Annotated in this window: 10 protein-coding genes; 2 read left to right on the top strand and 8 right to left on the bottom strand. The window is 49.7% G+C overall.

Features of this window, described 5'->3' with window-relative positions; all coding sequences use genetic code 11:
• Positions 1-263 precede the first annotated feature (263 nt).
• Complete coding sequence (locus tag WAE57_RS14335) at positions 264-602, top strand: P-II family nitrogen regulator (RefSeq protein ID WP_337711106.1); 339 nt, start codon at positions 264-266, stop codon at positions 600-602.
• 433 nt (positions 603-1,035) lie between these two features.
• Here WAE57_RS14335 and WAE57_RS14330 read toward each other — a convergent pair whose 3' ends face one another.
• The 8 genes from WAE57_RS14330 to WAE57_RS14295 all read right to left on the bottom strand — a co-directional run bounded on the left by WAE57_RS14330 (position 1,036) and on the right by WAE57_RS14295 (position 9,201).
• Complete coding sequence (locus WAE57_RS14330) at positions 1,036-2,166, bottom strand: aminomethyltransferase family protein (protein WP_337711105.1); 1,131 nt, start codon at positions 2,164-2,166, stop codon at positions 1,036-1,038.
• 62 nt (positions 2,167-2,228) lie between these two features.
• Complete coding sequence (locus WAE57_RS14325) at positions 2,229-3,248, bottom strand: DUF3445 domain-containing protein (protein WP_337711104.1); 1,020 nt, start codon at positions 3,246-3,248, stop codon at positions 2,229-2,231.
• A gap of 15 nt (positions 3,249-3,263) precedes the next feature.
• Positions 3,264-4,208, bottom strand: a complete 945-nt coding sequence (locus WAE57_RS14320) for a PDR/VanB family oxidoreductase (RefSeq protein WP_337711103.1) — start codon at positions 4,206-4,208, stop codon at positions 3,264-3,266.
• A complete protein-coding gene (locus WAE57_RS14315; protein WP_337711102.1) occupies positions 4,205-4,744 on the bottom strand; it encodes a dimethylamine monooxygenase subunit DmmA family protein in 540 nt (179 codons plus the stop codon). The genes WAE57_RS14320 and WAE57_RS14315 overlap by 4 nt, the downstream gene beginning before the upstream one ends.
• A gap of 240 nt (positions 4,745-4,984) precedes the next feature.
• Positions 4,985-6,349: an NAD(P)/FAD-dependent oxidoreductase gene (locus WAE57_RS14310; protein ID WP_337711101.1), complete on the bottom strand. Its 1,365-nt coding sequence runs from the start codon at positions 6,347-6,349 to the stop codon at positions 4,985-4,987.
• Positions 6,350-6,496: 147 nt separating this feature from the next.
• Positions 6,497-7,276 carry a PAS domain-containing protein gene (locus tag WAE57_RS14305; protein ID WP_337711100.1) on the bottom strand — a complete coding sequence of 260 codons (780 nt, stop codon included), beginning with the start codon at positions 7,274-7,276 and terminating at the stop codon, positions 6,497-6,499.
• 25 nt (positions 7,277-7,301) lie between these two features.
• Positions 7,302-8,018, bottom strand: coding sequence for a response regulator transcription factor (locus WAE57_RS14300; RefSeq protein WP_337711099.1), 717 nt, complete (start codon positions 8,016-8,018; stop codon positions 7,302-7,304).
• Between the two features lies 1 nt (position 8,019).
• On the bottom strand, positions 8,020-9,201 hold the full coding sequence (locus tag WAE57_RS14295) for an ATP-binding protein (protein WP_337711098.1): 1,182 nt from the start codon (positions 9,199-9,201) through the stop codon (positions 8,020-8,022).
• 159 nt (positions 9,202-9,360) lie between these two features.
• Between WAE57_RS14295 and WAE57_RS14290 the strand changes: the two genes are divergently transcribed.
• A complete protein-coding gene (locus tag WAE57_RS14290; protein ID WP_337711097.1) occupies positions 9,361-11,706 on the top strand; it encodes a DUF1989 domain-containing protein in 2,346 nt (781 codons plus the stop codon).
• Positions 11,707-12,114: the final 408 nt, after the last annotated feature.

The following is a 12,114-nucleotide window of genomic DNA, read 5'->3' as shown; positions in this document are numbered from 1 at the left end:
TGCGCTGTCCAAAGCGGTGAAATACTTTGTTGAACACCGCGTATTCCTTAATGATGACCGTACGGTGGTATTTAAATAGGGCCTAAGTGAAGGCTGAGAACTCCACCGATGCAGCTGTATGGCCATTCAGCTAGCAACTATGCTGGCCGTACAGCTGTATCGATTGCTATTAATATGATTTTAAAATGAAAAATGGCATCATTCTTGCAAAATAAATCTTGCTCAAGAATGAAAATGAATACAATAAAATTAAGAGGTACTGTATGAAACTGATCACCGCCATTATCAAACCATTCAAATTGGACGATGTCCGTGAAGAGCTCAACAAACACAGCATTCATGGTATGACCGTGACCGAAGTCAAAGGCGCAGGCCGTCAAAAAGGCCATACCGAAATGTACCGAGGCGCCGAATACAGGGTCGATTTTTTGCCGAAAGTGAAATTGGAAGTGGCCGTCCGGAGCGATCAGGTCGAATCAGCGATTGAAATTATCAGCAAATTTGCCGCTACGGGCAAAATTGGTGACGGTAAAATTTTTGTCAGCGCACTGGAACAAGTGATACGTATCCGCACAGGTGAAACCGGTATGGATGCCATTTAACGTTGTGCTTCATCTCCTCCCTATCCCCCGATTTGCTGCTGCCCCAAGAAGTTAAACACTGAATTACCCGGCAAGTGGGGTTTGGGGACACATAAGACTGAACTCAACTCTTTTATTGCCAGCCGGGTACAATTCTGACTATCCCTCTGAAAGCCTATTGCACCGTTTCTGCCCTTGTTCATGGGTTCTAAAATCCCTTCTACGGCTGTGACTATGCCGCTATCCTCGAGATGTGTTGCAACTTGCTACATGTCTACATCACAGGCCATGTCCATGCGGTCATTCAAATAAAAGGGAATATGAAAACGGCTTCCCATAAGTTTAAAGCAGGCTCAGCTCCAGACTCATCGGCTGCTCAAACTGGTCAAATAGAACACCTAAAAAAATCCTGCTAACTGCAGGATTTTTTTAGGCCGAGTGGATTGCTGGCTACTTAGCCTTTTGCTGTACGTTTTAATTTCTCTGGATCATCAAATGGCAAGGTATGCGCGATTGCATTCACCTCCAGGCTGCCTTTGACCTGCAGCGCTTTGCCCTGCTCTGCATAAGGTACATCCAGACGTGCGATGGCCACGGTTTTACCGGTCAGCGGCGAATGCATGCCGCAGGTAATGACCCCCACTTGCTGATTGCCGTCCCATAAGGTATCTCCCATTGCAGGCACCTGATTGCCCTCCAGCAATACACCGAAGATTTTAAAGCGTTCTTTGCCTTTTAAACGGCGATGCTCATAGCAGCCACGGAATTCGCCTTTATGCGGTGACACCGTGAAATCCAGGCCAAGTTCCCACAAGGTGTCACCGCAGACATCATTCTCGAAGGGGAAATATTCTGAATTGTCATACGGAAAGAAGAGTAAATAACTTTCGGTACGCAGCCAGTCCAGCGTGGTAAATGAACAGGGAATAATGCCATATTCAGCGCCGGTACTGAGAATGGTTTCCCAGATCATCGGTGCATCGGCAGCCTTACAGAAAATTTCATAGCCGCGCTCGCCGGTATAGCCGGTACGTGAAATCATGACAGGCGCGCCAAACAGTTTGGTTTGCAGATGGTGAAAATAGGGTAAATCACGAATGCCCGCGACATGTTGAGCTAAATAGTCTACTGCCAATGGCCCTTGCAGCGATAAATCATGCAGGTCATCATCAAACAGTACCGCAACCTGACGCCCAGCCGCTGAACGGATCAGCATTTCATAGCCAATACCTGTGCCATGCACCACCATAAAGGCATTTGGCCCGGTACGGTAAATTACGCAGTCATCCACAAATTTTCCTTGCTCATTCAGCATGGTCGCGTATACGGATTTTCCGGGATACAATTTGGAAATGTCACGGGTGGTTGCATATTCCAGCAGGCTTTCCGCATGCGGGCCGACATAATGGACTTTTTTCAGGCCCGAAACATCCATCAAGCCGGCTTTGGTACGGATGGCCGTATAGTGATCTGCAATATCCGAATCATAGGTCCATGCCGTTCCCATGCCGTTCCAGTCTTCTAATTTTGAACCGAGCTGACGGTGGTGGGCTGCCAATGCAGAAATACGCCAAGAGTTTGCCATACAGGTCTTCCTTATTGAATATTTTAAAATGTGCTGATTACTTAATTTTTGAAACTGAGCTGTTATTCATCTACGCCATCGAACTGGCTGAGCCATTGCACCAGCGGTTCACGATATTCACTGATGCCCTTGTATTCTGCGATCGGCTCAGGCAAATCGCGGATTACCCGGTATAGCCGCTTGGCCCATGCCGGATTGCGGGTCAAATCATTCAGGCTAATCAGATAAGTGCGGATACTGAACAGCAGTGCATTGCTGCGCGCCAGACGCGGCATCGTTTGCAGCTCCACCCGCAAATGCACCAGTTCACCGGCATTTTCCGCAGTGACCAGACCGCGTTCATGTCCCCATAAATGATAGGTTTCCGAGGAAGTATCCATACGCGGATTGATGGTCATGGTCCAATTCAGACGCCGGTAGGGCTGACCAACCTGAATGTTGAGCAAGAATTTGAGTGCGCGCTCAAACACCCCCAGGTTATGTGCCAGCTTTGGTACAGGTGCATGCCATTGCTTAAAACTCATGCCAGCATCAAAATTCAGTGACCAGTCTGCAGGGCCGGTGATCATGCCAGTATCCATAAACAGATCGCCATCACGTTGGTCCAGCAAGGCAACATCGCCTTGAAACTGGCGGCTGATAAATTCAAACGGATCCATCGGCAAGCTGTTTGCCTGACCAAAAATAAAATGGACATCGATATTTAAGGGTTGGTTGACCCAGTGCCAGTTCAGGCCATCGCGCTCCAGCTGGAAATGTTCAGGGTAGTCTTGCGCATAACGCAGCATCACCATTTCCAAAAAGTCCCAGCTGGCTTGATGCATGTGCGGCATGATAATGCAACGTTTCGGGTCCTGTTCCAGGGTTAAGCGGCGTTCGTTCATGTCCGTTACATAATGCTCATCCACATCAAACCAATGCTCGAAAATACTATCCGGCCTTGAAACAACAGGCTCAATATTCACCGAATACATATACTGGTCTTCGGGAAATGGAAAAGGAAAACGGGCAATCGCCTTTGCACTGTTATGGTAGTGAAACTGATCATGCATATTTTCATTGGGGTTAAATTGAACCGTCATCGTAATCTCCCAAAGCTATAGGTCTAAATGCAGGCAATGGCCTGGTTTGGCACGCGAAACGCAAGGCATCAACTGCGCCGAGCGCTCCTGCACCGTTAAATAATGATCCAGATGTTCCACCTCGCCTTGGCTGTATGAGGTGGCACATTGACCGCATACGCCACCGCGGCAGAGATTGGGTACCTCAATGCCTTCTTGTTCCAGTGCTTCCAGCAGGCTGAAATCGCCGGGCACATGAATACGGCGCTGGCTTTTACTGAGCACGGCATCAAATGCGACTCCAGGTGCAGGCGAAGAAAAAGCTTCCCAATGCACACGTTTTTTTGACCAGCCCAGCATTTGCGCACAGTCAACAACGGCATGAATCAGGCGCTCTGGCCCGCAAATATAGACATGGCTGCCGAGAGACTGCTGGCCCAGCAGTGCTGCTATGTCCAAACGGCGCTGGTTTTTTTCCGAATAAATATGTACCTGGTCACGGAACAACTGCATCAGCATATCTTCATAGGCATTGCTGATGCCGTCACGACAGGCATAGTGCAGTTCAAAACTGTGTCCGGCATGCAGCAGGTATTTCATATGCGACAGGAACGGGGTAATGCCGATGCCGCCGGCAATAAATACATGGTGCTGGGCCTGAGAATTGAGGGAAAATAAATTCAGCGGCGCAGAAATATTTAGGGTATCGCCCACCTGAATTTTTTCATGCAGGTATTGCGATCCGCCGCGCGAGTTCTCCTGCAAGCGTACCGCAATTTGATACTGGTGCTGCTCATACGGGGCATTCAGCAATGAATAGGCATTGCGGATGATGCGGCCTTCAACTGGCAGCTGCACAATCACATGGCTGCCGGAGGAAAACGGCTGCAAGGGGGCATCTAAAGCGGCCAAGGTAAATTCGCGAATCATCGGGGTAACTTGATGAATGCGGGTCACATGGACAGGAACGGTTGGATTCATGCGCTGAGTGCTCCCATAGGTTGATGCGCATTGGCACAGACTCCCATATAGGCGCCAAGGCGTTCAGAAAAATGACTGCGGATCAGCAGTTCGACCTGACACTGTTCACAGCTACAGAGCTCGTCTTTAACCGTGTGCTGGGTATGACCGCAGTGCACGCAGTAGACTTTTTTACGTGGGTTTTGCAGGCTGGAGCTATCCGCAATCAAGCTGATTTCCTCATCTAGGCAGCCCGTACCCACCAGGCACTGCTGTACTGTCCAAACAAAGGATTCATCACCGCAGACCACGGCACGCACGCCAGCCTTTTCCTGCTGCAGCACGGTCTCTAGTTCATGCAGCAAGCCAGCCAAGGCTGGATCTTGTTGACTGTCCAGCATCAGCTGCAGCGTTTGCGGATGCTGTTTGCTCATTTCGGTTAATTGCTGTGTCACTGCTGATGCTGCATGCTGCAACACCAGCACATACTTGGGTGCATTCCAGTGCAGCGTTTCTACAGTTTGATATCTGGGGGTACTGTGCATGGCTTCCATCATTTGAGAAACCTCATATAAGAACTACATAATCAGATATTTAAAGGTTTTTACGCCGCCTGACCATTCCCTCTAAATCATACCCACTAAGGGGTAAAGCACAGCATGCGGGGGAGGTTTTTAAGCGAATGCGGACATAAAAAAAGCAGCTGGAAACCAGCTGCTGCAGAAGAAACGTATACCAGGTTGTTACTATATTTTGTGGGTCTGCCCGGCAGTGTGGCGGATCAAGCATTGACCGTCCTAACCTGCCTTTTGCTGTAGGTCTGCCTCGGTCTGTAAATAAGCCTCCAGGGAGTCATCCAGGGCATCAATCCAGGGCGTATGATGCGGCGTTGCCATAGTCCCGGTCATCAATGAACAGTAGGTATTGTCACGGAAGGCCATAATGTTTTCTTGCTTGTGTTTTTTCCATTGCAAAAAGGTCAGCCGCACCGCTTCAATATCAAAGCTTGGATAATCGGTCTGATCAATCAGGTGCATAATATAGTCGCCTTGAAATTTGAACATGGCTGCTGCATCCTGCAGGGTTTTTTCTTCCTCATGCCAGGCTTGGGTGTCGGCCTGCATCTCGGCAAAACTCGGCAAGGCAATTTTACCCAGCATCACATCGCGCGCATACCAGGCCTGTGCATCAAACATATTGAAGGAATACCACTGATCCTGCATGCCTAAATAAAATAGCTGCGGATTGGCTTCCCAGACCACGCCCTGATACAGGTGCAGCGGATAGAGAATGTTATCGGTTTTTAAACGCAGGCTTTCCGACATGAAAGGGAAACTGTGCAAATAGCCGGTACATAAAATAATGGCATCAATCTCGGCCGAACTGCCATCAGCAAAATAGGCATGGGTCTGATCGACCCGCAGCAGTTGCGGACGCTCTGACCAATTTTCTGGCCAGTGATAGCCCATCGGTGAACTGCGGTAACAACTGATAATCTGCTTTGCACCATATTTATAGCATTGTGAACCTATATCTTCAGCAGAATAGCTGCTGCCGACCAGCAGTACATTTTTACCTTTAAATTCCAGTGCATCACGGAAGTCATGGGCATGTAAAATCCGTCCGCCAAAACTGCCGAAACCTTCATATTCAGGAATTTTTGGGGTAGAAAAATGGCCTGAAGCCACCACCACAAAATCAAAAGTCTCGGTATACATCTCGTCGGTGACATGGTTATGCACCGTCACTGAAAACTGCTTGCTGTCAGGGTGAAACTCGACATGGCGCACCGCGCTGTTGAAGCGGACATATTTGCGTACATCGGCTTTTTCTACCCGGCCTTTGATATAGTCCCACAGCACGGCACGTGGCGGATAAGAACCAATCGGCCGGCCAAAATGCTCATCAAAGGTATAGTCTGCAAATTCCAGACATTCTTTCGGGCCATTCGACCACAGGTAACGGTACATGCTGCTATGCACCGGTTCACCATGTTTATCCAGGCCGGTATGCCAGGTATAATTCCATTGACCACCCCAGTCGGCCTGCTTTTCAAAGCATACCATTTCCGGAATTTCGATGCCCTTGCTTTGCGCAGATTGAAAAGCGCGCAGTTGCGCCATCCCGCTTGGCCCTGCCCCAATAATTGCAACTCGTTTCATGGTGAATCTCCATGTGATCTGTTTTAAACAAAACTGCCGTGATGCCATTACCTTAGACAGACCTAGATTATTTCGAAATTCCTCAGATGGGGTATGCACAATGGGATACTGACCTGGGGTCATGCCGCTTTAGCGACTTGCATGCCCTCAGTTTTGGATAAATACAGCGCCTTCCAGACCCAGCACCATGTCACTTTGCGAATATAGGCCCTGCCCGATTTCCTGTACCGACTGTATGCGGTTCTGGGCAGTGACAATGCGGTAGTGCAAATGAAATACGCGATGATGCTGCACAGCCAACTGGATACTGTCCCAGACATACTGCTGGTCATCGGGATGAATCAGCTGTCCATAGCGCGGCGTATTGATCAGCAGCTCACTGCGATAACCGGTTATCTGCTGACAGCCGCTGCTGACATAGTCCATGGTCCAGTTCCAGTCATTGCGTGAGCGGTACAGCATGACCGGCAGGCGCGACAGCAAATCATGCAGACTGCGCTGCTGTGCATCCTGCAGTTCTTGCTGCCGGATTTTTTGCGTCTGCTCCGTGCCTAAAATGCACCATCCCCGCAACTGGTTTTTTCCGGCACCGGCACAGATCGGCTGCAGCGACAGATCAAACCACACCAAGGGCTGTTCCGGAATTAACAGGCGCAGTGCCAGCTTACACGGCCGTCCGGCCATGAGGGCACATTGGAAGGTCAAACTATCTTCGGAATACAGCCAGTAGCTTAAGGGTAAGCGCTGTGCTGCAGCATCCGGTTGCAACTGTAGCAAGTTGTGCCAGGTACGATTGCTGCGCTGAATCGTGCCATGGCTATCCAGCAACAGTGCAATATCGGCAAACTGGTCAAACAGTTCAGGCCAATCCTGATTCAAGTCCATATTCAGCCCGTCTTTGCTGGAGGGCAGCGCTATTTTCGACATATCAGCATTACTCGCACGGTGAACCTTAAACGGAAGACGAGGGATAAATATCAAAATCTGCAGTGTTAAGCTGCTGATGCACCCACACGGAAAGCTCCAGCCGTGAATGTACATTCAGTTTGCGTAGCAGACTTTTCACATAGACTTTTACCGTACCGTCACTAATGCCTAATTCACGGGCAATCAGTTTATTATTCAATCCTTTGGCAATCAGCTTTAACGTTTCCTGCTCCCGCTGCGTCATTTCCGACAGCAGTTTGCGCTGCAATAGCACCTGTTCAGAGGTTTTATGCAAGGCAGCGGCTAAGGGTGCCGTCTGCTGTCGGACTTGCTGGGCCAGTAAAGCGACTCCATCGGCATGCAATACGGTCCTGCCCTGCATGACTTGATGCAGTTGCAGCAGAATATCTTCCGGCAAGGTATCTTTGGGCAAAAAGCCATTGGCACCCAGACGAATGGCATCCAATACAATGCTGTCCTCCAGGCTGGCGGTTAAAATAATCACTTTAAGATCGGCATTGCGTTCCCGGATGCATTTTAGTACCTCAATGCCGCTCATCTGCGGCATCTGTACATCCAGCAGCAGCAATTCAATGTTCGCAGTGTCCAGTGCTAACAGAAATGCTGATCCGCAGCTGTATTCCTGCTGTACATCAAAATGCTCGGACTGGCGGATAATATCCGCCACACCGCGCCTGAACAGCGCATGGTCATCTACAATACTGACTGCAATTTTATTCATCTCATTCCCCTCCAGTGCTCAGGTCTAATATCAGTTCAACGCAGGTGCCGCAGGGCTGATTCGGGCGGATACTGAGCACAGCACCAATCCGTTCGGCTCGTTCCTGCATAATTTCCAGTCCGAAACTGTCCGGCCGTTTCCGCCCTGCCTGTATGCCGCGGCCATTATCTGCAATCTGAATGTGCAGCTGCTGAGTGAAATTGCGCTTTACAGAAATGACAGCTGTACTGGCATGGGCATGACGCACAACATTGCTCAGGCTTTCACGGATGATATACAGCAGCTGTACCGACTGTCTGGCACTGACTTTCAGCTGCGGGATACGGTTATCCAGTTCAAAGGCCACACTGGACTGATGTTCAAATTCGGCAATAATTTTTTTCAGCGCGGTGAAAAAATCCAGTTCCTGATAGGTTAAGCGTGAGGCGGTAATCAATTCACGCACCTGCTGGTAAGCATAATGGGTATAAGCTGCCAGTTCCTCGGTCTGTTCCAGCAGCGGTGCATAGCCAGGCTGCTGTTTGCATTGTTGGTTCAGCTGCGCAGATTTCAATCTTAAGAATCCAATAATTTGCGCAATACTGTCATGTAAGTCGGCCGAAAAATCACGCCGCTCCTGCTGCAATATGGTTTGTATGCGCTCCTGCTGTAGCGCGCGTTCCTGAAAGCCCGATTGCAAAGCCTGATCCAGCTGCTGCAGTAGCTCCGCTTCCACCGGCTGGGCTGCCGAATAGTTTAAATAGACTCGCCAGACTGCAAAATTCTGTCCTGTAAACAGCGGGAGGCAATCATGCTGGTCCAGCAGCAGCGGCACATCTTGCTGCATCACAGAGATGGAGCGAGGTAGCAGCTGCTCTTGGAGCAGACGTACCTCAGACTGCGCCAGCGGTTGCGCCAAGGCATGAAAAATGAAACATTCCTGAGTGAAGGGATAGCACATCACCAGACAATATTCCGGCAAGCCCGGCACAGGAAAATGCTGTTTCAGCCATTGCAGAAAAAGTGGCAATTCGGCCTTGGGATACTGAATCTGCATCAGCTTTAATTTGGCCTGCAGATAAAACAGCGTCAATTCACTCTGGCGAAGCAGCCGTTGGGTCTGATCTAAATCACCTGCCTGGTTTATGGCACGCTCTGTCTCTATTTTGCCGTCATTCATCACTTCACTCGCAAGATGCGCCATGCTGCTGAATTATTCTTTACAGTTAAATTATTTGAGCAGGAATCATGCCAAAATCCAGCACTACCCTATTCAGGGTATACCTCTGGAGAAATTGCTGTGCCAGCAGAATATGTGTGAAATGAATAGCATCAGAACCAGCGGGACGCTTTGGGCTCATCTATGGGAACGCTTACTTCAGCTTTAGCCACTGCAGTGACAGATGAATATATTCATTTGCAGCAGCCAATCCATGAACTGTATTTGCGCGCAGATGCACAGTACATGCACATTTTTGACCTGGATGCGGGCGATCGCATTCAATTTGACTTACCTGAACAACAGAGTATTGATCTACTTATTTTCAATACAGAACAGCAGCTTAGGCCGGAATTGCTGCAGGCACTACAGGCCGAATCCCTTCTGGTGGCCAATGGTGCTCGGGCTACGCTTGCGCAGTTAAATCAGGCCAGCGCCTCAGGCCAGCGCCTGAAACAGCAGTTAACACAGCATGCCATACAGCCTGACTGGCTGGAGCAGGCGCTGACCTTGCACAGCCCTGGAAAGAGCATTTTTCAGGCGTCGGCGGCAATTCAAGTCATCGTGTTCAATACTGGCCTGGACATGAATGTACAGCAGCAGTACTGCATAGATGAAGTGCCAGTGACGCTATTTAAAGCCCAGCCCGTGCATTATTATTTGCCGCAGCCTTTAGCCAAACCGGTGCAGGAAATTCTGATACCGCGTGCTTCAGCACGGACGTATAGCGTTAAAGCGGGCCAATGGATTCAAATTATCGACTTGTCGGGCAAGCAGTGTTCCGATTTTTTAGCCTTTGATGCCCAGGCTTTAGCCCAAGGCCAAGAACTGGGTCTGGATGCCATGGCCACCCGGACCATTTTGGGGCATGCCACCCCGGCTCCCGGGCTGCACTCTAAATTTTTTGCCTCAGATCTGCAAGCGCTGGCCGAAGTGGTTCAAGACACCGTGGGTCGGCACGATATGTTCCTGAGTGCTTGCAGTCCGAAGTTCTATAACGATTCCGGCTACTTTGGCCACATTTCCTGCACCGATAACTTTAACCAGGTTCTGCAGCCTTTTGGCATCCAAAGCCGCAATGCATGGCCTGCCATTAACCTGTTTTACAACACCTTTGTTGAACCTTGCGGTGCAATCAGCATGGCAGAACCGTGGTCCAGACCGGGAGATTATGTCCTGCTGCGTGCCCACCGCGATCTGCTCTGTGCATCATCTGCCTGCCCTGACGATATTGATCCTTCCAATGGCTGGGTACCGACGGATATTCTGGTCCGGATTTATGATCAGGATCAGCATTTCCCACGCTCCCAGCATTATCGAATTGACCCCGAGGAACTGCCGCGCATGACCCAAGCATCAGGATTTTTTCCGCGCATCCAAGCGCTTACTTCAAAAATCAGTGAGTACCACGGCTATTGGATTGCCAATGAATACGACGGCTGGGGTGCCAAAGCGGAATATCTGGCCTGCCGTGAAAGGGTCGCCATGATCGATTTAAGCGCGCTGCGCAAATTTGAAATTACCGGCCCGGATGCAGAAGCTTTTATGCAGTATGCCTTGACCCGCAATATCCGCAGACTGGCGGTGGGTGAAATTGCCTACTCGGCCTCCTGTCTGGAAACAGGCGGCATGGTGGATGACGGCACGATTTTCCGCATGGGTGAAAACTGTTTCCGCTGGATTTGCGGTGATGAATATTCAGGAACCTGGCTGAAACAGCTGGCACAGCAGCATGGCTATAAAGTCAGCATCCGCAATTCATCCCGGCATATTCACAATATTGCAGTGCAAGGTCCGCACAGCCGTGCGCTGTTGCAGCAACTGATCTGGACGCCTGAACATCAGCCAAGCGTAGAAAAATTAGCATGGTTCCACTTTACCCTCGGCAAGCTGGGCGGTACAGACGGGATTCCGGTCATGGTATCACGCACCGGCTATACCGGGGAGCTGGGCTTTGAAGTCTGGTGTCATCCTAGCCATGCCGAACAGCTTTGGGATGCCGTTTGGCAGGAAGGCCAGCAATATGACATTGCTCCGCTCGGTTTTGATGCCCTGGATCTATTGCGCATAGAAGCTGGGCTGATCTTTGCACAGCATGAGTTTTCAGCTGAAACCAATCCCTATGAAGCCGGCATTGGTTTCACGGTACCGATGAAAACCAAGGAAGAAGATTTTATCGGCAAACAGGCCATGAAAAATCAGGCGCCGGAAAGCCGGCATAAACTCATGGGCCTGGTCCTGGAGGGCAATGAAGCGGTCCAGCATGGCGACCCGGTCTATGTCGGACGTTTTCCTGTGGGTGTGGTGACCAGTGCAGCCAACTCTCCTTTACTGCAGCAACAGATTGCCCTGTGCCGCCTTGCACCGCAGTATGCCCTAACAGGCACCGCTGTCGAAGTTGGACAACTGGATGGTCTTAAAAAACGCCTGAAAGCCAAAGTGGTGGAGTTGCCTTTTTATGATCCACAAAGGTTAAGAGTGAAAAGTTGATTATCCAACCCATCATTTTTGCCTAGCTGTTGGATGCTCTTTAAAGCTGAACATTGCCACCGCTGAACAGCCATCCTGAACATAAGACCAGCGCTGCATTTTTCTAGAGGGTGCGGTGCTTTAACCCTGAGTTTTTATCTGGCTATGGCAGGATTATACAAATATTTTAAAGGCGCAATATCTCGGGTGGTGATAACTGCAAGCTCCCACTCGGGTGGGTCGTTTGGCTTATTCAGTAGACTGGTGCCCTGCAGCTAGCTTCAGAATATTCAGTGGATGAGTTAGAGAAAATAGCAACATATTTTAAGGATCGAGAAAAATGTGTAGATAGCTGCGCCTTGAGGTTAAGCAGAATGTCAATTTCTAATTTATTTACTGCAATCTGTTTACATACCCAAAGTAGAGAAA

This window comes from Acinetobacter sp. NS-4 (genome assembly GCF_037402435.1).
GTDB lineage: Bacteria > Pseudomonadota > Gammaproteobacteria > Pseudomonadales > Moraxellaceae > Acinetobacter.
The sequence above is the reverse complement of the archived record's forward strand: the minus strand, read 5'-3'. Positions and strand labels throughout refer to the sequence as shown.